Genomic DNA, 22,686 nt, shown 5'->3' with positions numbered 1-22,686 from the left:
TTTAATATAATTATTTTTTTAGAAAGAGAGAATATGGAAGAGTTAAAAAATTTAAAGATTGTATATATTGATGATGAAGAACCAATTAGAGCCAATGCTGTTGAATATTTAGAGTTTCATTGTGATAATGTATATGAGGCAAAAGATGGTTTAGAAGGTTTTAATATCTATAAAGAAGTAAAACCAGATATTATAATTTCAGATATAAAAATGCCATTAGTTTCTGGCTTAGAAATGGTTAGAAAAATAAGAGCAACAGATAAATCAACTAAAATAGTTATTGCTACAGCATTTTTGGATACATCATATTTACTTGAAGCAGTTGAGTTAGGATTAGTAAAATACCTTATAAAACCTGTAACAGAAGATAAACTTTTACCAGTTTTAAAAACTTGTGTAAGTGAAATAAGTGATAAAAAGAGTATTTTTACCCTAGAAGATGATTTTGCATTTGATTATTTGAATAAGACTCTTTTTAAAGGAAAAGAACAAATTATCTTGACTAAGAAAGAGTTGCTTTTTCTTGAACTTCTAATAAAAAATCAAAAAAGAACTACAAGTTATGATGAACTAAATACTTATGTTTGGAATGGAAATATGAGTGAAGATGCAATACGTTCAGTTGTAAGAGATCTTAGAAAAAAGATTTCAAAAAGAGCAATAAAAAATATCTCCGGAATAGGTTACCAAGTAAATGTTCAAGAGTAGTATCAAAGTAATTTTACTTTTAGTAGCTTTGGGTCTTAATCTTTTTGCTGAAGTAAATAAAGATTCAATAATGAATAATCTATTTGTTTCTTCAGATGGAAAAAACTATAAAAACCTAAAAAGCTTTACAAACTATAGTTTTGCAAAAGAGTTTAAAAACTCTTTATTTATCAAAATTGATATAGATGAAGAACAGTTAGAAACAGACTATTATTTAGCATTAAAGGTTAAAGATGAGTTCTTTTTAGAAACAAATGTACCTTTTACTATTAAAGACAATAAAAAGATAATAAGACTTCATAAAGATATAAAAAAGGATTTGATCCTTCACTTTGATTTTAAAGGAAATATTCCTAATTTTAATATAAATATCCACAATGAGTTTGAGTATAAATATGTACTAAGTGATGAAAAACTCTTTTTTGGTTTAGTTTATGGAATAATGTTATGTGCCTTTTTATATAACTTTGTTTTCTTTTTATATAATAAAGAGAAATCTTTTTTATACTATTCTCTTTTACAGCTTTCAACTTTGATGTTGTTACTTGTAGTTGCAAGACCAACAAGTGCATTTGATTATTTTGAGTCAGTTGAAGCAGTATTGATTTTTTTGATAACTACAATATATGTTGTTTCTATTTTATTTAATATGGAGTTTTTAGATACAAAAAGAAACTCTCCTTTAATACACAATATTCTAAAGTTTTTATTAGTTCTGAATTTCCTTGATTTAGCTTTAATGTTTATTATTGAAAGGTCTTTTCTTTATGATTATGTACCTTCATATGTAATCATTTTAGCTTTATTAATTTCTGCTTTTGTAGTTTTAATAAAAGGTTATAAACCAGCACTTTTTTATATTGCAGGATGGGTAACTCTTTTTGTTTTTATTTTTATTTCAGAGAATAGTTTTTCTGAATACAATGAAGTCTATTTATTACATATTGGTATTGCTTTAGAGGCTTTGATTTTTTCTTTAGCTTTAGCATATAAAATGAGACAAGCAAGAATTGAAAAAGAGAAAAATCAACAAATAGCTATTAGTCAAAGTAAGTTAGCTTCAATGGGTGAAATGCTTGCTAATATTGCTCACCAATGGAGACAACCTTTAACTCATATTTCATATGTTTTAATGAATTTAAAAACAGCCCATGAAAAACAAAAACTTACAGATGAGTATTTCAAAAGAAAATCAGAAGAAGCAAAGGCTCAGTTAACTTTTATGTCAAATACTATTGAAGACTTTTCTAACTTTTTTAAAGTATCAAAAGAAAAAGAGTCTTTCTCTTTAAAAGAGGTAGTGGACGAAACATTAAATCTTTTAACTGCTAGTTTAAAACTAAATAATATAGAAGTTAAAATAGATTCAAAGGAAGATGTTTTTATAAACTCTTATAAAGGTGAGTTAGTACAAGTATTGTTTAATATTCTCAATAACTCAAAGGATGAGTTTATTAAAAAACAGATAAAAGAGCCTAAAATAGATATAGTTCTAAGAAAAGATAGAAAAAATGTTTTTATAGAGATTATTGACAATGCAGAAGGAATAAAGTTTAAAGATATAAATAAAGTCTTTGAACCATATTTAACTACAAAAGAAAAAGGCTTAGGTATTGGTTTATATATTTCAAAAACTATAATTGAAAACAGTATGAAAGGTCAGTTATTGGTTGAAAATATAAAAGAAGGTGCAAAGTTTATAATAAAACTTTGACCCTTTATATATTTAAAATTTGTATCCAATACTTACAAGCGCAAATTTCTTTTCTTTATCAAAGAAGTTTGCATTTGCTTCTTCTTTTATATAGCCATTTTGAAAGCTAAGATAAGTGTTTTTATAGTTAAATGGTTCATTCCATTTAAATGTACTCATAAAACCATAAATATCACTACTAACTTTTTTATCAACAAAACTATTGTGTTCTTCATAATCTTTTCTTGCAAAGCTATTTAGTAGTGTTAAGTCAAATCTTTTGTTTATTTGTAAGTTTGCACCTATAGCAAAAGATGCTTTTTTATAAGAACTTGCTTTCCCATCAGCATCATAAATTTTATATGCAACATTTGTTAAATAAGTTATAGGTAGGTTTTTTATATTTGAGCTAAAATTGTTATCTACTGAGATAGTATGTTCTTTTGCATCTCTTTTTAGTTTTTTAGTTAAAGTATCTTTATCATAATCTACTTCTTTATACTTGTGAGTAATTGAAAATTCATGTGAAGCAAAAAAGCTTTTTCCATAAGTAAAATAAGTTCCATTCTTTTTAACTTTAGTTTTTTCTCTTTTTTCATTTGTTAAGTAAGGATTCTCCCATGCTTCATCATAAAAGTTTGTAGTAAATCCAAAATCAAATGAACCGTGAGGCGTTTTTATATTAGAACCTAAACTGAAATCTCCTAATTGACTATTTACATAAATAGAAGAAGTTTCATTTAAATTGTAGTTAAAATTAAATCCTACATAAGGGAAGTAAAGTGTCTCTGAGTCAGCTTTTCCTAAAGAAGAGATAGACTTGTCACTCTCAACAGAGAAGTTGTCTTTTTCTTTTAATTGTCCAAAGCCTAATTCAATATAATTAGTTTGCTCACTAGCATATAGTGAACAAACCATAAGAGAAAAAAGTAATCTTTTTTTCATTTATAATCCTTTTTTTTAGATTATAAAAGTATAAAAGTAAAAAATGTAGATATTTAGGTATTTTACTTTTTTATTAAATTTTTACAATTTCTTCTTTTACTTCATTGATATCATCAATTACTTTGATAATATCTAAGTCACCTGGGTCAATCATTTTTTCATCTATTAAAGTAGTTTCAATAAATTTCATTAATCCACTCCAGAATTCACTTCCTACAAGATAAACTCTAAACCCATCTCTCATTTTTCCAGTTTGAGTTAAAGTTACTACTTCAAATAGTTCATCTAATGTCCCAAACCCACCAGGGAAAATAACACAAGCTTTTGAGTATTTTACTAACATATATTTTCTAGAAAAGAAATAGTTAAATGTTAAGTGTTTATTTGTGTATGGATTAACTGATTGTTCAAAAGGAAGGTCAATACTTAATCCTATTGATTCTCCATTTGAAGATTTAAATGCACCTCTATTTGCAGCTTGCATAATTCCATCACCACCACCTGTGATAATATTGATACCTTCTTTAGCTAAGATATATGCTAACTTTTGTGCTTGCATTGCATATACATTTGTTTGTTTTGTTCTTGCACTTCCAAAAATAGTAACGTTGTTTTTTAAACCTTTTAAAAGTTCTCTACCATTTGTGAAGTCATCATTTATTCTTGGACTATATATTACATTGTTTTTTTCCATGATTAACTCCTTTAAATCAAAGCTATGATTATATTTATATTTTCATTATAAACCTTGTAATCTTTTAGAAAACTATAGAGTTTTATATAATTTTAGATTTAATACTCACTTTTATCTCACTAATTTTGGATAAAATGACATTTTAATAAGGAGAAATTATTGTTTGACGAAAAAAATATACCCAAACTTATTATTTTTACACCTATAATTACAGCAATATTAATTGCTTTTTTTACAATCTATTTTTTTATTGACAATCAGAACAATTATTTTGAAGAAGAGAGTTTAATTGTTGAAAAAGAGTATTTACAAAAACAAAAGAATATTTTAAAAAAAGAGATTGATTACGCAATAAATTACATAAACCATAGAGTTAAAAACAATGAGTTACTAAGTGAAGAAGAGTTAAAAAAAGATATTTTAGAGTACTTAGAAACTATTAGATATGGGAAACATGGATATTTATGGATACATGATACAAACTACTATTTAAGAGGACATCCTTTTAGACCAGATAGTATAGATACTTTTGATATTGATTTAAAAGATGCAAAAGGTGGGCTTATTACAAAGAGGTTTATTGATGAGACAATCAAAAACCCAGAAGGTGTTTTTATTGAGTATTATTGGCAAAAACCACAAGAAGTTAACTTCTCAAAGAAACTTGGTTTCTTTAGGCTTTTTGAAAAATACAATTGGGTAATTGGAGCAGGGCTTTATATTGATGATATTCAAGACTCAATAAATGCAAATAAAAAACTTTTAGAAAAGAAAATTGATAAGCACATTAGACTTGTAGTTACAGTTTCATTTTTAGCTATTTTGATAATTGGTGTTTTATCTTTTATCATGTCAAAAAAGATTACACAAGTTTTTAATGCTTACCAAGAAAATGTAAAAAGAAAAGAGTTATTACTAGAAGATTTAAATAGAAACTTAGAATTAAAAGTTCAAAAGGCTATTAAGGAAGTAAAGAAAAAAGATAGAGCAATGCTTCATCAATCAAGACTTGCAAGAATGGGAGCAATGCTTTCAATGATTGCTCACCAATGGAGACAACCTTTAAGTGAAGTTTCTGGGATATTGATGGAACTTGAAACAGCAAATAAGTTTAATAAAGTAGATTCTTCAATGATTGAAGAGACAGTAAAAGAGTCAAATAAACAAATAGAGTTTATGTCAAATACAATTGAAGACTTTAGAAACTTCTTTAAACCTGATAAATTAAAAGTTGATTTCTATATTGAAGATGCTTGTAATGAGGCTTTAACTTTAGTTGATGCTTCACTAAAAAACTTTAATATCCAAGTGGAAAAGAAAATAAAACATAATCCTTTAATTCACGGTTATGAAAGGGAGTTTGCACAAGTTATTCTAAATCTTTTATCAAATGCAAAAGATGCTTTAACTCAAAGACAAATAGCAAATCCTACAATTAAGCTTATAGTTACAAAAAAAGATAATAATGTTATTATCAAAGTAAAAGATAATGCAGGTGGAGTAGAAGAGGATTATCTTGATTTAATTTTTGAGCCATACTTTACTACCAAAAGTTCTTCAAAAGGAACAGGACTTGGTCTTTATATGGCAAAAATGATTATTGAAAAAAATATGAATGGAGAAATCACTGTGGATAACAAGAAAAAAGGTGCAAACTTTTTAATTGTACTTCCTATAGAAGAGGTTTGAGTATGGATGAGAGTATAATAAAACAACTTCAAGACTATACTGTACTTTGTGTTGAAGATGAAGACGGTATTAGAAAAAGATTAGTAAACACTTTAAAATACTACTTTGGTGGTGTATATGAAGCCAAAAATGGTGAAGATGGATACTATTTATATAATGAGTACAAACCTGATTTAATCATCACAGATATTGAAATGCCTTGTAAAAGTGGTATCTCACTTGTTGAAGATATTAGAAAAAAAGATAGTGATACTTTAGTAATCATGGTAACAGCTTACTCAAATGAAGAGTATCTTTTAGAACTAATAAACCTAAATGTAAATCAATATATTTTAAAACCCATAAACTCTGATTCTTTATTAACTGGTATTGTAAAAGCCTTTGGAAAAAGATTAAAAGAGAAAATACAGTTTCATAAAGATTTGTTTTTTGATATGCAACAAAGGGAACTATATTATAAAGATGAGGTAGTAACTTTACGAAAAAGAGATAAAGAATTCTTGCTTTTACTTCACAGAAATAGAAATGTAGTAGTATCTTATGATTTAATAGAAGAGTATTTATGGCGAGATAAGTCTATGAGTATCACTGCTTTAAAAACATTTATTAAAGAGTTTAGGAAACGTATTCCTGTAGAGATTATTACAAATAAGCCACAAGAGGGCTATAAATTAATTAATTTTTAATAAAAACTCACTTGAAACTCACTTGATTGTTTTATGATGAATTTCATAAACTAAAAAAGGAGTCTTAAATGTTTAAGAAAAGTTTACTTTTAGCTGCTCTTGCAAGTGTTGCATTAGCAGGTAATATCAAGATGGATTTAAATGCCAAATATGGTGCAAATAACTTCCATACAATCGGTGCTGTAAAGTATGCAGAACTAGTTAAAGATTACTCTAAAGGTTCTGTAGACATTACAGTACATGCAGGATCTGCACTTATCAAAGGGAACCCACTAAAAGCAGTAAAAGATGGAACAGTTGCAATGACTGATATGTTCATTCCTTTTACTTCTGGTGGAGGAAAAGTGTTCGGAATCTCTGCTTTACCATTTATTGCTAACTCATATGAAGATGCATTCAAGTTATATCAACTTGCAAAACCAGCTTATGACAAAACTGCAAAAAAATGGAATCAAAAGATTCTTTACTCTGTAACATGGCCAGCTTCTGGTTTTTATTCAAAAAAAGCAGTTACAAAATTATCTGACTTTACTGGTGTAAAAACAAGAACTTATGACAAAAACTCAGCTGCATTTATTAATAAAGCAGGTGGAAATGCTGTTGCATTACCTTGGGGAGAAGTTTATTCTTCACTTAGAACTGGTCTAGTAGACTCTGTAGTTACTTCTTCAGCATCTGGAAAAGATGGTAAATTCTGGGAAGTATTATCAAACTATACAAAAATTAACTATGCATATCCTTTACAAGCAGTTTCAATAAACTTAGATTACTGGAACTCTTTAGATAAAGCACAACAAGATGCTATGTTAAAAGCAGCAAAAGAGATTGAAAAAGCTCAATGGGAAGCTGCAAAAGAAGAAGATAGAGTTGCTTTAGAGATGCTTACTAAGAATGGAATGACTGTAAGTGAAGCAACACCTGAATTAAAAGCTCAATTAGACAAAATTGCTAATGAGTTATTAGAAGACTATTTAGATGGTGCAAATTCTCAAATTAAAGCAATTTTTGAAGAATATAGAAAGTAGTTAGAACTTATGAATTTTATTTCTAACTTTATAGATAAGCTTACCAAAATGGGAGCTTATCTGTCAGCATTTATCTTAGTAGCATTGGTTTCTTTGATTCTTATTGAAATCTTTATTAGAGCATTTTTTGATATGTCTACAATGATTGCAGATGAGTATAGTGGATATTTTTATTTAGCATCTATATTCTTTGGATTAGCATATACTTTTTCAAGTGATTCGCATATAAGAATTAACATAATTACTTCAAGGTTATCAAAAAAGACTAATAACAAGATTGATATTCTTGCAGCAGTTATTACATTAGCTGTATTAGCTTTTGCTCTTTATAGAACAATTCTATTTACTTATGATTCATATGAATTAGAGATGTTATCAGAAAATGTTTCTGAAACACCACTATATTTAACACAACTTGCAATGCCTATTGGAATTACAATGTTCATGTTAGCTGTAGTATTATTTATTTTCAAAGGATTTACAAATGATTAGTGATCCTTTAGTATTATCAGTTATTTTAATTGCCGTAATGTTTGTATTTTTATTATCATCATTATGGATTGGTGTTTCGTTAATGTTAACAGGTATTATTGGTATGTTACTGTTTGATCACAACTTACCTCCTGTGATTTCTGTTTATGACAAGATTGGAGATTTATTAGCATCTTCACTTTATGATGCATTAAACTCTTGGTCCCTTGCAGCTTTACCAATGTTTATTTTAATGGGTGAGATTTTATATAAATCATCTATTTCAACAAGATTGTTAAATGGTTTAAAACCTTGGCTTGCATTTATTCCAGGTGGATTACTTCATGTTAATGTTGCTGCATGTTCTTTATTTGCTGCTGTTTCTGGTTCGTCTGCTGCCACAACTGCCACTGTTGGTAAGATTACACTAGAAGAGTTAAAAAATAGAGGATACTCTAAAATGTTAGCTATGGGTTCTTTAGCTGGTTCTGGTACATTAGGATATTTAATTCCTCCATCATTAATTATGATTATTTATGGTGTACTATCTGATGTATCTATTGGTAAGTTATTTGTTGCAGGACTTATTCCTGGTCTTTTACTTGCGTCTTTATATTCCTTTTATATCATGTATAGAGCCAAAGTTGATCCAAGCATTTTACCAAAAGAAAAAGAAGTATTTACAACTAAAGATAGACTAAATTCATTTAAAGATTTAGCACCAATTTTCTCACTTATTGGACTTGTTTTAGGTTCTATTTATGGTGGATTTGCCACTCCAACTGAAGCTGCCGCTCTTGGGGTATTAGGAAGTTTAATCTTAGCTTTCTATTTTAAATCTATCTCAATAGAGATTCTAAAAAATGCACTTTTAAATTCTGTTAAAACATCTGTTATGATTGGGTTTATTATTGCTGGTGCTGTTTTCCTTTCTCAAGTAATTGGATTCTTAGGAATTGCAAGAGCTATGAGTGAGTTTATTGCAGGTCTTGGACTTTCTCCAATGATGCTGATTTTATTAATTGGTGTTATGTATATTATTTTAGGAATGATTTTAGAAGCTATTTCTATTGTAGTTATGACTTTACCAATTGTTTTACCAATTATCATTTTAGCTGGATTTGATCCACTATGGTTTGGTATTTTCTTAGTATTCATGGTTGAAATGGCACAAATTACGCCACCAGTTGGATTCTCACTATTCGTGATTCAAGGAATTAGTAATGAAAAGATACAAACAATTTTAAAAGCAACATTCCCATTCTTTATCCTTATGATTGTTACTGTTGTATTAATTACTGTATTCCCAGAAATAGTGTTCTTCTTACCAGACCAAATGATTAAATAATATTTTTGGTAAAATAAGGTTATCTAAATGGAAGGTAATGAAATGAATATTCGATTAAATTGTGACATGGGTGAGAGCTTTGGTATTTGGAAGATGGGAGCAGATGAAGAGATTATGCCGTACATTAGTATGGCAAATCTTGCTTGTGGATTCCATTCAAGTGATCCTTTAACAATGAATCGTTCAGTTGAACTTGCAAAAAGACATAATGTAACTATTGGTGCACATCCTTCATACCAAGACCTTGTTGGTTTTGGTAGAAGATCAATCCAATGTACACTTGAAGAGATTAAATCAAAAGTTTTATATCAATTAGGTGCTTTAAGTGCTTTTTGTAAGTCTCATGGAACAACTGTATCTTATGTAAAACCACATGGGGCTTTATATAATGATATGATGAGAGATGAAAATATTTTCAAAGCAATTTTAAGTGCAATCTCTTCATATGATAAAAATGTAAGGTTAATGATTTTATCAAACCCGAATAATGAAGCTTATGCTTACACTGCAAAAATGTATGGAATAGATTTAATCTATGAAGTATTTGCAGACAGAAACTATAATGACGATGGAAGTTTAGTTTCAAGAATAAAACCAAATGCCGTAATTCACGATGAATTATTAGTATTAGAGAGAATTCAAAATCTAAAAGATAGAGGATTCTTAGAGAGTGTAAATGGTCAAAGACTATTTCTAAAAGCTGATACTGTATGTGTTCATGGTGATGGTGAAAATGCCCTTGCCTTTATACAGGCTTTACAAAAAGTAGTGAGTTAGATGGAAATAAAAGTAGCCTCTGTTGATTCTGTAATTATTTATTTTGATAAGAGTATCTCAAAAGAGATCTCTAATAAAGTAAAAGCTTCATATGCCCATTTAAAATCTTTAAAAAATGAAGCTTTTATTGACATAATCCCGTCTTATAGCTCAATTCTAATTTCATACCAATTATTAAAATATGATTTTGAAACAATTAAATCATATTTAGAAGAAGAGCTAAAAAATATAAAAGTAGATGAAGAATCAAACTCAAAACTTGTAGAAATTGATGTATATTATGGTGAAGATGTAGGTTTAGACTTACAGAGGGTTGCTACAATAAACAATATAACTTGTGAAGAGGTAATAAGTCTGCACTCTTCTAAAGTTTATGATGTTTATACAATTGGTTTTTTACCTGGTTTTGCATATTTGGGTGTAGTTGATGAGAAAATTGCAACTAAAAGATTAGAAACTCCAAGAAAGAAAATCCCAAAGGGAAGTGTTTCCCTTGCTGATACTCAAACTGCTGTTTATCCAAAAGATAGCCCAGGTGGTTGGAATATTATTGGAAAAACTGCTTTTGAGTTTTTCGATAAAAATTTAGAACAGTTATCGCAAATAGATATTAATACAAAAATAAAATTTAATCCCATTACAAAAGAAGAATTTTTAAAACAAGGTGGAACTCTATGAGAGGCTTTGAGTTAGTAAAAGCTGGAATTTATACAACTATTCAAGATAAAGGAAGATTCTCTTTCATGCATCTTGGTGTTACAAATTCAGGGTTTATGGATGAGTATTCTGCCAATGCTTGTAATAAACTTTTAGATAATAACCTTGAAACAAATCTTCTTGAAATCCTTTTTGCTGGTGTAGTAATAAAAGCACATCAGAGTACAACTATTGCAATTACTGGAGCTAAATGTGATTTTTATATCAATGGTATTTTAAAAAACTGTTGGGAAACTCATAAAGTAAGAGTAGGGGATGAGCTAAAAATAGGTAAATTTCATGAAGGTCAAAGAGTTTACTTAGGTGTAAAAAATGGCTTTAATATTGAAAAAGAGTTTGGAAGTAATGCTACATCTATGAAAGAAGGCTTTGGTGGTCTTGATGGAAGTAAACTTAAAAATAATGATATATTAGCTTTTGAAGAAAATTCATCTTTTGTAAAAAGAAGATGGAAAGAAGCTTTTATTCCTAAATATGAAAAAGAGTTAACTTTAAGAGTACTTCTTTCTTACCAATGTGATGACTTTGAAAAAGAGCAAGTAGAAAAGTTCTTCTCAAGTGTTTATACTATTACCCCTGATTTTAACTCTATGGCTTGTAAACTTGATGGAGAGCCTATTGAGTGTACTATTTCAAATTTAGTTTCAGAAGCTATCGCTTTTGGAAGTATTCAAATCCCTAAAGATGGTAAACCAATAGTTCTTTTAAAAGAGAGACAAACAATAGGTGGATATCCAAAGATAGGAACAGTTTTAAATATAGATTGTTTTAAATTAGCTCAAATGAAACCTGGAAGTAAAATAAGATTTGAAAAAATTGAAGTTAAAGAAGCAAGAGAAAAAGTTCTAGACTTTTTAGAGGCTTTCTCTTTTTAAGCTTCTTGGTTTTTCATAAGTGAATTAAGTACTTCATGGAAAGAATCATCTTTTTTAACTGCAAGTGTTGAGTACTTATAGTTTGGCTTAATCATAACCCCTGAATTACTTTTTAGTGTTGTTCCAAATAGAACAGATGAAGTGTTTTTAATTAAGTTTGAAATACTACTAAAATTATTGTTTTTAACTGAAATAATAAATTTACTACTTAAATATCTACAAATCTCAAAATCAATATCTTCTTTTTTAAACTCTTTATTTATAAACTCATAGATAAAGATTAATAAGTTATTTGAGATAAGTTTATTGTATGTTTTCTTTATATATTCAAAATCTTTTACATCAATAAGAATGATAATAGCATCTTCTTTTATTTTAGAATTAGCAGCTAAATACTTGTGATAAAGCCACTTTTTGTTATAAGCACTGGTTAAATAGTCTTTATAGATATTCTCTGTCATATCTTGAAGTTCTTCTTGAAGCTCTTTTATTTGTGAATATAGTTTCTTTAAAGCTGATGAATTGTTCTCTTCAATTGCTTTTTGTGCATCTAAAGTTAATGCTGCTGCGCTATCAATATTTTTTGTTGCATTTTTTACATAGTTATTGATACTAGTAATTTCATTTAGAAGAAGTTCATCAACTTCTTTTTCAAAGCTTTCGTCATTTAATTCAATTTCTGAAAATTTTGCATGTTTATCAAAACACTCAAAGTATACAGAAGGAAGAATTACTTCTTCTTCAAGTAGTTCATTAATTGTTAAGTCAGTAATCTCTTTTAATTTTTCTTTCATTACATATCTTCCATCATTTCTTTAATAGGCATTGGTTTTGCTATATAATACCCCTGTGAATAATCAATGTTAAGTGATTTTACATATCTTAGAATTTTTAAATCACTTACAAACTCTGCTACTACTTTTATGTTTTGCTCTTTAGCAAACAGAACAATACTTTTTACAAGATTATAATAAACATCTTCATCAAGTTTTTTAACTAAACTTCCATCAAGTTTAATGTAATCAGTATTGATATTTAATATATGTTCATAGTTCGAAAAACCACTTCCAAAGTCATCAATGGCAATAGAAACATTATAGTTTTTTAAGTCTCTAATAAACTCATTTACTAAATAGTAGTTTGATATTTTTTTGCTTTCTAAGATTTCAATTGTTAAGTATTTACCAATGTCATTATTTTTAATATTTTCAATAATTAACTCTTTCATAGAAGGGTTTAGAATATCATTGTAGTCTAAATTTATACTTACATTAATTTTGTATCTTTTAATATATTCAATTACTTTTAGAATCATCACTTCCATAAGTTTATTAAAGAGCCTATATTTTCTCGATTTATTAATAAATACAGCAGGCATTAGAACTTCACCTTCATGGTCATAGATTCTCATTAATGCTTCGTATTTAATATTCTCTTTTGTATTATTATCTTGTATTGCTTGAAAAAATGGTTCAACAGTTTTCTCTTCAATATTTTTTCTAAGAATTGATAGAAGCTCTCTATTCTCAAAATGATTCTTATAAAGATTAGCATCATAATACATAAAATTTATGTAGTTCATTTTTGCATTATGTAAAGCTTTTTCTGCATAAATTAATAGTTCTTTATCTTTTCCTTTAGAGCAACCAATTGTTATATCAATATCAATAGTAAGATCAGAGTTTAAAAGTGAAAACTGATGAGAGATAATTGTATTAAATATAATATTTTTAATTTCAATAATTTCTACTTTTGATAGGTCATTATAAATTATTAAATTAAAAACATCAACATGGGTATTTTCAACTGTAATATTAAGACTTCTTTCCAGATTAAAAAGAATCTCATCTTTAATATTTGAAGTTAAAAGTTTTTTTAATTGCTTTATTATGTAGTCGCCATTATCAAATCCATAGACAGCATTGATATCTTTCATATATAAAATATCAATTAAAAAAGTTGTCTTAATATTATTTTTATAAAAATATTTGCATAAACTATTGTATATGGACATTTGGCCTTCTTGATTTTGATTATTAAGTATATAAGATAAACTCTTTAATAAAAGTCAAAATAGTAAGAAAAGTTGTTAAAATTGTGATAAATATAGTATTGATTATACACGATGTATAATAACCCTTAATTTATGATACTTTAGTTAAAATCACGTCCAAATAGTAAAGGCAAAAAATCTTACCTTTATCTAAATATTTATTAAGGCTTTTAAGTGGAAGAATTTATTAGGGAATGGGGATATATTGCTCTTTTTGCATACTCATTTGGTGGGGGATTTGTAGGACTAGTTATTGCAGGTGTATTATCTTACGCAGGTGATTTAAATATTTATATTGCAATATTAGTAGCTGGTATCTCAAACTTTTTAGGTGACCAATTTTTATTTACTCTTGCAAGACAAAATAAATCTTATGCAAAAGACATGATGAAGAAGTATGGAAGAAAAGTTGCTTTAGCTCATGTTCTTATGAGAAAGTATGGTTCTTTTGTTGTAATTCTTCAAAAATATATTTATGGAATAAAGACTTTAATTCCTTTAGCAATGGGACTTACAAAATACTCTTCAATGAAGTTTGTTGTATTTAATGCTGTTGCTACTATGCTTTGGGCTTGTATCGTTGGATTTGCAAGTTATACGGCTGGTGAATATATTTTAAATAGTACAGAAGAGTTTAAATATGTAGGAATTGCAATTGTTGCTGCTATTTTAATAGCTGTAACTTACCTTTTCAAAAGGGTTTAATTTTTTTGAGATAGGAAAGCTTAGAAGCTTTCCCACTCGTCACTATCATCATTTGTACTACTAATTACCGTAGCTTCTTTTTTAGGTTTAATAGGAGCTTGTCTTTGTTTTACATGAGTGTGCTCTTTTCTCATAGTTTTTTCAATACTTCTTTTTTCATTTCCATTGTATGAAAGGTCAGTTGTACTTTTTCTGATTTTGATATCATCTTTTCCATCAAACTCTTTTGCATCTGCATGGTCAATAATCATATTTGAAATCTCTAAAGTTTTTTGTGCAATAGTATCAGCTTGTGAAGCATTTTGTGCATTTTCTTGAGTGATTTTATCTAGGTTATTTACAACATCATTGATTTGTACCATACCTGCTGATTGTTCTTTACTTGCAGTTGTAACATCATCAATTAAATCAATAGTACTTGAAATATTAGCATTAAGCTCTTCATAACCATTTATCATATTAGAAGCAATTTTCTTACCTTCATTTGTTTTTAACTGTGCATTTTCAACTAAATCTTTAATCTCTTTTGCTGCTTCAGCTGATCTATTTGCTAAGTTTCTAACTTCTCCTGCAACAACTGCAAAACCTTTTCCAGCTTCACCAGCAGTAGCTGCTTCAACCGCTGCGTTAAGAGATAGAATATTTGTTTGGAATGCAATTTGGTCAATTACTGTAATTGCTTCATTAATAGCAGTTGTTTGCTCATTTATATCTTCCATAGATTTCGCAGTATTGTTTGCTAATTCTTGACCTGTTAATACAGAGTGTTTTACTTTATCTCCATATTCTGCCATTTTTACTGTAGTTTCTGAGTTACTTCTAATATTTGAAGTAATCTCTTCAAGTGCAGCAGCTGTCTCTTCTAGTGAAGCAGCTTGGCTATTTGCAGCATTGGCAATTTCATCCATGTTTCTAGTTAATGTATTTGCATTTTGGCTTAAGATTAAACCACTTCTTTTGTTTTCAATTAATGTCTCAGTAATTACATTTCTTAAAATATTTACATCATCTTCAAGCTCTTTAATAATACCTTCTAAATCATTCTCTTCAAGTTGTGGTCTAAAGTCTAGTTTAGAGTAAGAGTTAAGAACTTTCATAATATTCTCAAAGTTTTCATTTAGAGTATGAAGCATTTCATTAATAATATTTTTAAGTTCACTTAATGCAGGGTTATTAGAATCACTTGTAATTCTAGTATCTAAATGACCTTTGTTAATCTTATTTGCAACTTCAATAGTATTTGAAATAAGGTTTCTATCTGCTTGAATATTTGCTTTTGTTTTATTAATATTTTCATTAATAAGTTTAGACATTTTTCCTAGTTCATCATCTGATTCAACAACTTCTAAATGAATATCTTCTTTTTCGTAGTTAATGAAGGCAAAGAAGTCATCTAAACCTTTTCTAACTTGGTCAACATCTAAAAGAATTGTAAAGGCGATTGTTCTTGCTAATACCAGAGTTAAAATAATACCAATAGCACTTAAAATACCAAAAAGAATAACTTCAAAAGTAGCATTACTCATCTCTTCATCAATTGTCAAAATAAGGTGCTTCGCAAGATAGTTTTCTACTTCTTTTAGAAGGTTGATTTTATTTGTAATTGTACTAAACCAATAAGAAGAGTCAACTCCAAAGTTTGAATCTAAACCTTTGAATAAAGCAATCTCTCTCATTTTATTTACTTCTTCAACTGGTTTACCTTTTACAGTATTGTTATAAAACTCTTTTGATGAATCATCAGATACTTTTAAGAAGGCATCCATATAGGCATTTTGAGCTGCAATAAGAGTATAGAATTTTGCTTTCATTCCTTCACCGAAGTTATCTCTAGCAAAAGTATTTGTACCTACTGCTCTTTCAATTCCGGCTCTCTCTTTTGATAATAAGAAGTTTAAGTATGCAATGATATCTTGCGAAACTTTTGCATTTGTAGAAAGTTTTGAAATACTACTAATAGTATTTAATAAAGAAGTATTAACTCCTGTATAGTATCCAATTGCTTTAGAAGTTTGGATATTTAGTCCTGTAACATTTGATCTAATATTTGAAAGGTTTGTTAACATATCTAAACTCTTTTCTAGATTGTTATTAAACTCTTTTCCATATGTAGAAGCATCAAAGGAAGATAAGAAGCTTTTCATTTCAGAAAGTCTATTATTTGTAAGATCTCTTTGATTTGGTAATTTATCGTGAAATTTATTTCCTTTACTTCCTAAGTAACCAGCAGTCATTCCTCTTTCTTTTTGAGTTTCATGCACTAATGCACCAATTTTGGTTGATAAGACAATTACATTATCTAAACTTTTTAAATTATTGTAGTACATAAAAGAGTTGTACCCAAGTTTTGCCGCTAATAATATTACAATACAAAGTGGTATTGACATTATTAAAATGAGCTTTTGCTTGATAGACATTTTTGAAAGCATTTTGTCTCCTTTGAGGTAAAATAATATAAAAATAATTTTTATAAAATTATAAAAAGCTTATAGTATTTATACTTTAATATAATTTAAATTGTAACAAAGCAAAAATATAATTTTATTACATTTATAATAATTTCGTTATAATGCATTTAAAAAGAGGTTATCATCAAAAAATTTAATGAACTAAAATTATCAGAAAAGTTTTTAGAAAACTTACACTCTTTAAACTATAAAGAAATGACCAAAATACAGGAAAAGTCTTTACCTATTTCTTTAGAGGGAAAAGATTTAATTGCACAAGCAAAAACAGGTTCTGGAAAAACTGTCTCTTTTTCTATTCCAATTGTAAAAAAATTGAAAGTAAGAAAGTTTACAATTCAGTCTTTAGTATTAGCTCCAACAAGAGAATTAGCAAATCAAATTGCACAAGAAATTAGAAAAGTTAGTAGGCATATTCATAATGTAAAAGTTTTAACTTTATGTGGTGGAGTTCCTTATAAGCCTCAGGTAGCTTCATTAAGGCATGGTGCTCATATTGTAGTTGCTACTCCTGGACGAATACTTCAACATATTTTTGAAACAAAAATTGATTTAAGTGATTTAGAAATGCTTGTATTAGATGAAGCAGACAAAATGCTTGATATGGGCTTTTATGAAGATATTATAAAAGTAGTTGAGGCAATTCCAAAGAATAGACAAACTATGCTTTTTTCAGCTACTTATGAAGAGGATATTGAAAAACTAGCAAGTTTGATTACAAATGAACCTGTTTTTATAGAAGATAATTCAGTACATGAAAAACAAGTTATTAATCAAACTCTTTATGAAGCGAGTGAGGGAGAAAAAGATTTATTAATTCCTTCTCTTATTGAATCTAGAGAAGCAAAAAGTGTATTGATTTTTTGTAATACAAAGGTTAAATGTGATGAGTTAGCTGACATTCTTTACGAAAATGATATTGATGTTTTAACATTACATTCTGATTTAGACCAAAGAGAAAGGGATGAGACTATTATTATGTTTTCAAACAAGTCTTATCCTGTTTTAGTAGCAACTGATGTTGCATCAAGAGGTTTAGATATTGATGATATTGATTTAGTTATCAATTATGATTTAGCAAAAGATGTAAAGACTCATATTCATAGAATAGGGAGAACTGCTAGAGCTGGAAAAAAAGGTTTAGCAATATCATTTTATGATGAAGACTCAAAATATAAATTAGATATGTTAGAAGAGAGATTTGATGATTTAATTTTTGGTAAAAAAGAAGAAATAGAAGCTTGCAATTATGAAATTGACTGTGATTTTAGAACACTTTTTATAAATGGTGGAAAAAAACACAAAGTTAGAGCAGGGGATATTTTAGGAGCATTAACTGCTGGAATTGGTTTACCAAAAGATGCAATAGGAAAAATTGATATTTTAGAATTTGTTTCATATGTTGCAATTAAAAAAGAGTATATTGATAGGGCTTATGAAGGACTTTGTAAAAATAAAATAAAGGGAAAATATATTAAATGCTATATTAAGTAATTATTCTGTTTATGACGAGTTTAAGATAGAATCTAATACTATTTTTACAAAGGAGACTATTATGAAAATATTATCTTTATTATTGTTTTTTGTTACATTTGCTTTTTCTTCTAGTATTAACTTTGAAAGTTCTTTAAAAGAAGCAAAAGAAGAAGCTATTAAAAAGAATAGACCATTAATGATTATGTATTCAACTCCTACTTGTCCTGAGTGTAATTACATGAAGAAAAAGGTTTTTAAAGATAAGGAAGTTAATTCTTATGCAAATAAAAATTTTGTATCTGTGGTGATGGATATAAATGAAAATAAAAAAGAGCTTCCTTTTAAATTTATTGGAATACCTAGTTTCTTTTTTGTAGATGCTCGAACTATGACTTTACTTGATAAAAGTTTAGGTGGTATGAGAGAAAAAGAGTTTTTATCAGTATTAAAAAAAGTAGATAAATAAAGGATACTTTATGAAATATTTTATTTTAATTATTTTGCTTATCTCCAGTTTGTATTCATATAATCAAGAAGATTTAGAGAAGTATTTATCAACAAAATCTTGTGAAGAGTGTGACTTATCAATGGCAAACCTTAGTAATAAGGATTTGCAAAATTCAAATCTTGTAGGTGCAAATCTAACAGGTGTAAACTTTCAAAACTCAAATTTACTTAAATCAAATCTTTGGGGTACAACATTAGAAAACGCGAACTTAAATAATACAAATCTTAGAGCTTCAAACCTTGAAGCTTCTATTCTAATCAACGTTCAATGTGATAATACAATTCTAAAAGGTGCAAACCTTTCAAACGCAACACTTGAAAATCTTAAGTGTGAAAACCTATCTCTTTGGGCAACAAAGTTTTTAGATACAAGCTTTGATAATGTAGATTTTTCAAATGCAGGGGCTGCTTATTCTATATTTGATTCTGTTAATTTTGCAGATTTAAAAATTGATGGAGCTATTTTTTGGAATGCAAAAGTCTCTAACTCAACATTATCAAAACAGAAGTGTGAATACTTAGAAAAAGAAGAAGCTTTAACTTATGAAAATAGGTGTGAAGATTAATCTTTCTTTATCCCTTTGCTAAGTTGCTGTATATTTAGTTTATGACACATTTTTATTCCATATAAATAAATCACCCAAGATATATAAATCCAGAAAAATGAAAATAGTAAAATAGCTAAAGAACCATAAATCGTTGTATATGTTTTATTATAAACAACATAATAGATAAAAAGGTTTTTAGTAATAGAAAGTACTACTAAAGTAAATAGTGATGAAATAGCAGCTGCTCTTGTATGAACAAATCTATTTACACTAAGTTTAAAAAGTCCAAAAAATACTAACCAAGCAAATGAAAAAGTAATTAGCCAATTAAAAATTGTATTATCATAAAAGGATAGGGCAATATTAAGTGCAGCTAACATTAAAGGTAAAGTAACTAAGAAAAACAGGTAAAAGAAAAATGAAGCTAATAGAGGTTTTCTTTTTGCATGATGTATTTTATTTACTATATATTCATAATCTTTAAAAAACATAATAAATACAAACAACATATATAAAATCCCTAGCCAACCTAGTTTATTTGAGTTTGAGATATAGTTTTTAAAAGTTTTGATAAAGTCTTCAGAGTGAGTAGGATTTAAAATATCAAAGGTATATTTGATAAATATATCAGCATAGTTTTGTACAACATCTAAGCTTGAAATAATAGCAATAAGAAGTGCTATTATTGGAAGAATAGAAAAGATTGTAAAGAAGCTAAGACTTGCTGCATAATAAGTTGTGTCATCATTAAAAAATGAGTCTAATGCTTTAAGTAAGGTCTTAACTGGACTCTTTACAATTTCTGGTTCTTCCATTTTTATTCTTTTTTAGATAAGCCCCATTTTAAAAGGATTTAAAATATTTTTAGGGTCAAATGCTCTTTTGATACTTTTAAATAGTTCTATTTCTGCATCATTAAAAGCAATGTTCATAAATGGTGCTTTAGATAAACCAATTCCATGTTCACCTGATAAAGTACCACCCATATCAACAACAAGTTGGAAAATCTCTTCAATGGCTTTGTGTCCATCTTCCATCTCTTTTTCATTTGTTTTATCTTTAACCATTACATTTACGTGAATATTTCCATCACCTGCATGTCCAAAACAAGGAACATTAAAACCATACTTTTCACCAATTGCATAGATTGAATCTAATGCTTCTGGAAGTTTAGAACGAGGAACAGAAATATCTTCATTTAACTTTTTAGTTCCATAAATCATAGTTGCTGGACTTGCATTTCTTCTTGCAAACCATAATTGATTTCCATGGGCTTCATCAGTAGCTTCAATAAAATCAATTGAACCATATTTTGCAAATGCTTCTTTAAGTGTAGCTATTTGTGAATCAATTTCAGCTTGGCTTGAACCATCAACATCACCAACTAAGATTCCACCTGCATTTTCAGGAAGTTCAATTTGAGGAAATTTTTGTTTTAATGCTTTAATTACTAAGGCATCTAAAAATTCCATTGCAACAGGATTTGCACCAGCAGCAAGTGATTTAAATACTGCATTCATAGCTTTATTTACATCAGGGAAAACACCCATATATGTTTGCTTGAATTTTGGTTTTGGAATTAGTTTTAAAGTAATCTCCGTAATAACAGCAAGAGTTCCTTCACTAGCAATTAAAATACCAGCAGTGTTATATCCAGCAACATCTTTGATTGTTTTTTTACCAGCAGTAATTATCTCTCCATTTGGTAAAACAGCTCTTAATGCAACTACATAATCTTTTGTAATTCCATATTTAGCAGCTCTCATTCCACCTGCATTTTCAGATACATTCCCACCTAAAGTAGAGTACTCTTCACTTGCTGGATCTGGTGGATAAAATAGTCCTACTTTTTCAACAGCTTTTTGAAACTCCATATTGATAAGTCCTGGTTGAACAACTCCAACCATATTTTCCATATCAATTTCAAGTAGTTTATTCATATGTCTTTCTAATGAAAGAATGATTCCACCATTAGCTGGTAAAGAACCACCTGTGAAACCACTTCCTGCACCCCTTGGTACAATTACTATTTCATTGTCATTACAATATTTTAGTACTTTTGAGATATCTTGCTCATCCCTTGGGAAAACAACTGCATCTGGCTCAAATCTCTCTTTTGTTGCATCATAACAGTAAGCGATTAAATGTGCTTTGTCAGCTTTAACATTCTCTTCACCTACAATAGATTTAAAATATTCAATATGTTCTTTATTTAGCTGCATCTTTTAAACCTAAAATTGTTTTGTAATAGTTGTTATAAATCTCACCTTTAACTTGTAAAGCACCAGATTCAAGTTCATCTTCTAATAAAATTTGTTCTTCAGTTCTTTCATCATCACCTAAGAAAGTTTTTAAGAACCCTATCCAGTTTTCATAATCTAACACAGAATCAAATGCATTTTTTTCAATCTTTTCAATTCTTGTATAAAATGGCATTTTCTCATCTTGTGTAAAGTTATATGAAAGTGAACCTTTTTCTAAAATAGCAAAAGTTTTACTATCTACAATATAAGTAGTACTTCCAATTACGAAGAAAATAGTTCCAATATTTTGAGTTGCAGCAAACTCTTGAATAGTCTCTTTTGAAGGTAATGGTTCCCCTTGAACTTTTAGTTTTGCAGCAAAAATATCAGCATGTAAAAAGTCATTATCTTTGTACTTTTCTCTTGTAGCTAAAAATGCATCTTGTGAAGGAGCAATAATCATCGAAGAATCATATAAGTAGTTAACAGTTACTTTATCTCCATTTACAGGTTTTCTAGTAGAAGTAGGGATTGCATTTTGTTTAATATCTAAAAATGGAATAATTTTTAGTGTTGAACTATTTGCATTTGAGGCTGTAACATAAGCATTTGCTACAATAAGAGATTTACCATTTTTATAAGTATGCTCAATAATTGCACTTTGACCAACTCTTAGATTTCCTACATTTATAGATGCAGTATCACCATTAATATTAGAGATTTTTGTTGTAATTGGATTATACTCTAGTTTTGTATATTTGTTTTCCATGAATTTTGCATTATCAATTGAGATTAACTCTTTATCCGTTAAAACATAAATATAGTTTAAACCTTTTTCTCCATTTTCAATTTTTAAATCTTTTAATTTCCAACCATTTTTTTTCATTTGAGCAAATGAAAATTCACCTTTACACTCTCCACCTTCAAGTTCAGTTGTTTCAATAGTAGAAGGAGATTTCCAATCTTTTTTATAACAAATTGTAGTTTGTGCATTTAACCCTTGCGCAAGGACAAAAGTAGATATTGCTGCAATTAAAGTTTTAGATAATAGTTTCATTGTT

General features: G+C 28.1%; 21 protein-coding genes and 1 pseudogene. 14 read left to right on the top strand and 8 right to left on the bottom strand.

Translation table 11 applies throughout. The annotated features are described in order from the left end of the window. Positions 1 to 33 precede the first annotated feature (33 nt). Both CRV02_RS01505 and CRV02_RS01500 read left to right on the top strand, forming a co-directional pair. Complete coding sequence (locus tag CRV02_RS01505; RefSeq protein ID WP_129088859.1) at positions 34 to 708, top strand: response regulator transcription factor; 675 nt, start codon at positions 34 to 36, stop codon at positions 706 to 708. Next, positions 695 to 2,422 (top strand): sensor histidine kinase, encoded by a 1,728-nt coding sequence (locus tag CRV02_RS01500; RefSeq protein WP_129088858.1) that lies wholly within the window; start codon positions 695 to 697, stop codon positions 2,420 to 2,422. Before CRV02_RS01505 ends, CRV02_RS01500 begins: the two co-directional genes overlap by 14 nt. Before the next feature lie 12 nt (positions 2,423 to 2,434). Here the strand turns inward: CRV02_RS01500 and CRV02_RS01495 are convergent, their stop codons facing one another. Beyond that, positions 2,435 to 3,346: a DUF2860 family protein gene (locus CRV02_RS01495; RefSeq protein WP_129088857.1), complete on the bottom strand. Its 912-nt coding sequence runs from the start codon at positions 3,344 to 3,346 to the stop codon at positions 2,435 to 2,437. A gap of 73 nt (positions 3,347 to 3,419) precedes the next feature. Next, positions 3,420 to 4,040 carry a TIGR00730 family Rossman fold protein gene (locus CRV02_RS01490; RefSeq protein WP_129088856.1) on the bottom strand — a complete coding sequence of 207 codons (621 nt, stop codon included), beginning with the start codon at positions 4,038 to 4,040 and terminating at the stop codon, positions 3,420 to 3,422. Positions 4,041 to 4,199: 159 nt separating this feature from the next. Between CRV02_RS01490 and CRV02_RS01485 the strand changes: the two genes are divergently transcribed. From CRV02_RS01485 to CRV02_RS01450, 8 genes are all read left to right on the top strand, one after another. Continuing rightward, a complete protein-coding gene (locus CRV02_RS01485; RefSeq protein ID WP_129083841.1) occupies positions 4,200 to 5,729 on the top strand; it encodes a cache domain-containing protein in 1,530 nt (509 codons plus the stop codon). A 2-nt stretch (positions 5,730 to 5,731) separates the two neighbouring features. Further along, positions 5,732 to 6,415, top strand: coding sequence for a response regulator transcription factor (locus CRV02_RS01480; protein ID WP_129083840.1), 684 nt, complete (start codon positions 5,732 to 5,734; stop codon positions 6,413 to 6,415). A 68-nt stretch (positions 6,416 to 6,483) separates the two neighbouring features. Then, positions 6,484 to 7,440: a TRAP transporter substrate-binding protein gene (locus CRV02_RS01475; RefSeq protein WP_129088855.1), complete on the top strand. Its 957-nt coding sequence runs from the start codon at positions 6,484 to 6,486 to the stop codon at positions 7,438 to 7,440. A gap of 9 nt (positions 7,441 to 7,449) precedes the next feature. After that, positions 7,450 to 7,932 carry a TRAP transporter small permease subunit gene (locus tag CRV02_RS01470; RefSeq protein ID WP_129088854.1) on the top strand — a complete coding sequence of 161 codons (483 nt, stop codon included), beginning with the start codon at positions 7,450 to 7,452 and terminating at the stop codon, positions 7,930 to 7,932. Further along, a complete protein-coding gene (locus CRV02_RS01465) occupies positions 7,925 to 9,259 on the top strand; it encodes a TRAP transporter large permease (protein ID WP_129083837.1) in 1,335 nt (444 codons plus the stop codon). The genes CRV02_RS01470 and CRV02_RS01465 overlap by 8 nt, the downstream gene beginning before the upstream one ends. 27 nt (positions 9,260 to 9,286) lie before the next feature. Beyond that, entirely contained in the window at positions 9,287 to 10,036 is a 750-nt protein-coding gene (locus tag CRV02_RS01460) for a 5-oxoprolinase subunit PxpA (RefSeq protein ID WP_129083836.1), read from the top strand. After that, positions 10,037 to 10,714 carry a 5-oxoprolinase subunit PxpB gene (gene pxpB, locus CRV02_RS01455; RefSeq protein ID WP_129088853.1) on the top strand — a complete coding sequence of 226 codons (678 nt, stop codon included), beginning with the start codon at positions 10,037 to 10,039 and terminating at the stop codon, positions 10,712 to 10,714. Then, entirely contained in the window at positions 10,711 to 11,628 is a 918-nt protein-coding gene (locus CRV02_RS01450; RefSeq protein WP_129088852.1) for a biotin-dependent carboxyltransferase family protein, read from the top strand. Before pxpB ends, CRV02_RS01450 begins: the two co-directional genes overlap by 4 nt. Here the strand turns inward: CRV02_RS01450 and CRV02_RS01445 are convergent. Continuing rightward, positions 11,625 to 12,422: a diguanylate cyclase domain-containing protein gene (locus CRV02_RS01445; RefSeq protein WP_129088851.1), complete on the bottom strand. Its 798-nt coding sequence runs from the start codon at positions 12,420 to 12,422 to the stop codon at positions 11,625 to 11,627. The two genes, CRV02_RS01450 and CRV02_RS01445, sit on opposite strands and share 4 nt — an antisense overlap. After that, positions 12,422 to 13,642, bottom strand: coding sequence for an EAL domain-containing protein (locus tag CRV02_RS01440; RefSeq protein ID WP_129088850.1), 1,221 nt, complete (start codon positions 13,640 to 13,642; stop codon positions 12,422 to 12,424). The genes CRV02_RS01445 and CRV02_RS01440 overlap by 1 nt, the downstream gene beginning before the upstream one ends. Positions 13,643 to 13,855: 213 nt before the next feature. Here CRV02_RS01440 and CRV02_RS01435 point away from each other — a divergent pair, with 213 nt between their 5' ends. Beyond that, positions 13,856 to 14,386, top strand: a complete 531-nt coding sequence (locus CRV02_RS01435; RefSeq protein ID WP_129088849.1) for a DedA family protein — start codon at positions 13,856 to 13,858, stop codon at positions 14,384 to 14,386. 209 nt (positions 14,387 to 14,595) lie between these two features. Here CRV02_RS01435 and CRV02_RS01430 read toward each other — a convergent pair. Beyond that, positions 14,596 to 16,815, bottom strand: a pseudogene (locus CRV02_RS01430) (methyl-accepting chemotaxis protein); the annotation flags it as partial. Positions 16,816 to 16,974: 159 nt separating this feature from the next. Between CRV02_RS01430 and dbpA the strand changes: the two are divergent. From dbpA to CRV02_RS01415, 3 genes are all read left to right on the top strand, one after another. Then, positions 16,975 to 18,345, top strand: coding sequence for an ATP-dependent RNA helicase DbpA (gene dbpA / locus CRV02_RS01425; RefSeq protein WP_309109245.1), 1,371 nt, complete (start codon positions 16,975 to 16,977; stop codon positions 18,343 to 18,345). A gap of 61 nt (positions 18,346 to 18,406) precedes the next feature. Then, the gene (locus CRV02_RS01420) at positions 18,407 to 18,793 is read left to right on the top strand and encodes a thioredoxin family protein (protein WP_129088846.1); all 387 of its coding nucleotides are present in this window, start codon (positions 18,407 to 18,409) and stop codon (positions 18,791 to 18,793) included. A gap of 10 nt (positions 18,794 to 18,803) precedes the next feature. Next, a complete protein-coding gene (locus CRV02_RS01415) occupies positions 18,804 to 19,400 on the top strand; it encodes a pentapeptide repeat-containing protein (RefSeq protein ID WP_129088845.1) in 597 nt (198 codons plus the stop codon). Here the strand turns inward: CRV02_RS01415 and CRV02_RS01410 are convergent. From CRV02_RS01410 to CRV02_RS01400, 3 genes are read right to left on the bottom strand one after another with little or no spacing between them, the layout of a single operon-like run. Continuing rightward, a complete protein-coding gene (locus CRV02_RS01410) occupies positions 19,397 to 20,197 on the bottom strand; it encodes a YihY/virulence factor BrkB family protein (RefSeq protein ID WP_129088844.1) in 801 nt (266 codons plus the stop codon). The two genes, CRV02_RS01415 and CRV02_RS01410, sit on opposite strands and share 4 nt — an antisense overlap. A gap of 12 nt (positions 20,198 to 20,209) precedes the next feature. Then, a complete protein-coding gene (locus CRV02_RS01405) occupies positions 20,210 to 21,604 on the bottom strand; it encodes an FAD-binding oxidoreductase (protein ID WP_129083825.1) in 1,395 nt (464 codons plus the stop codon). Then, entirely contained in the window at positions 21,591 to 22,682 is a 1,092-nt protein-coding gene (locus CRV02_RS01400; protein WP_129088843.1) for a plasminogen-binding N-terminal domain-containing protein, read from the bottom strand. The genes CRV02_RS01405 and CRV02_RS01400 overlap by 14 nt, the downstream gene beginning before the upstream one ends. Positions 22,683 to 22,686: the final 4 nt, after the last annotated feature.

The organism is Arcobacter sp. CECT 8989, assembly GCF_004116715.1.
Classification (GTDB): Bacteria; Campylobacterota; Campylobacteria; order Campylobacterales; family Arcobacteraceae; genus Halarcobacter.
Note: the sequence above shows the minus strand (reverse complement) of the source record. Positions and strands in the feature narration are given on the sequence as shown.

What these genes read in the sequence shown, in the direction of transcription:
- CRV02_RS01450 (WP_129088852.1), top strand. Translation starts at nt 10,711, where the DNA reads ATGAGAGGCTTTGAGTTAGTAAAAGCTGGAATTTATACAACTATTCAA.
- CRV02_RS01440 (WP_129088850.1), bottom strand. Translation starts at nt 13,642, where the DNA reads ATGTCCATATACAATAGTTTATGCAAATATTTTTATAAAAATAATATT.
- CRV02_RS01405 (WP_129083825.1), bottom strand. Translation starts at nt 21,604, where the DNA reads ATGCAGCTAAATAAAGAACATATTGAATATTTTAAATCTATTGTAGGT.
- CRV02_RS01400 (WP_129088843.1), bottom strand. Translation starts at nt 22,682, where the DNA reads ATGAAACTATTATCTAAAACTTTAATTGCAGCAATATCTACTTTTGTC.
- CRV02_RS01480 (WP_129083840.1), top strand. Translation starts at nt 5,732, where the DNA reads ATGGATGAGAGTATAATAAAACAACTTCAAGACTATACTGTACTTTGT.
- CRV02_RS01505 (WP_129088859.1), top strand. Translation starts at nt 34, where the DNA reads ATGGAAGAGTTAAAAAATTTAAAGATTGTATATATTGATGATGAAGAA.
- CRV02_RS01500 (WP_129088858.1), top strand. Translation starts at nt 695, where the DNA reads ATGTTCAAGAGTAGTATCAAAGTAATTTTACTTTTAGTAGCTTTGGGT.
- CRV02_RS01410 (WP_129088844.1), bottom strand. Translation starts at nt 20,197, where the DNA reads ATGGAAGAACCAGAAATTGTAAAGAGTCCAGTTAAGACCTTACTTAAA.
- CRV02_RS01475 (WP_129088855.1), top strand. Translation starts at nt 6,484, where the DNA reads ATGTTTAAGAAAAGTTTACTTTTAGCTGCTCTTGCAAGTGTTGCATTA.
- pxpB (WP_129088853.1), top strand. Translation starts at nt 10,037, where the DNA reads ATGGAAATAAAAGTAGCCTCTGTTGATTCTGTAATTATTTATTTTGAT.
- CRV02_RS01460 (WP_129083836.1), top strand. Translation starts at nt 9,287, where the DNA reads ATGGAAGGTAATGAAATGAATATTCGATTAAATTGTGACATGGGTGAG.
- CRV02_RS01470 (WP_129088854.1), top strand. Translation starts at nt 7,450, where the DNA reads ATGAATTTTATTTCTAACTTTATAGATAAGCTTACCAAAATGGGAGCT.
- CRV02_RS01490 (WP_129088856.1), bottom strand. Translation starts at nt 4,040, where the DNA reads ATGGAAAAAAACAATGTAATATATAGTCCAAGAATAAATGATGACTTC.
- CRV02_RS01465 (WP_129083837.1), top strand. Translation starts at nt 7,925, where the DNA reads ATGATTAGTGATCCTTTAGTATTATCAGTTATTTTAATTGCCGTAATG.
- CRV02_RS01495 (WP_129088857.1), bottom strand. Translation starts at nt 3,346, where the DNA reads ATGAAAAAAAGATTACTTTTTTCTCTTATGGTTTGTTCACTATATGCT.
- CRV02_RS01420 (WP_129088846.1), top strand. Translation starts at nt 18,407, where the DNA reads ATGAAAATATTATCTTTATTATTGTTTTTTGTTACATTTGCTTTTTCT.
- CRV02_RS01445 (WP_129088851.1), bottom strand. Translation starts at nt 12,422, where the DNA reads ATGAAAGAAAAATTAAAAGAGATTACTGACTTAACAATTAATGAACTA.
- CRV02_RS01415 (WP_129088845.1), top strand. Translation starts at nt 18,804, where the DNA reads ATGAAATATTTTATTTTAATTATTTTGCTTATCTCCAGTTTGTATTCA.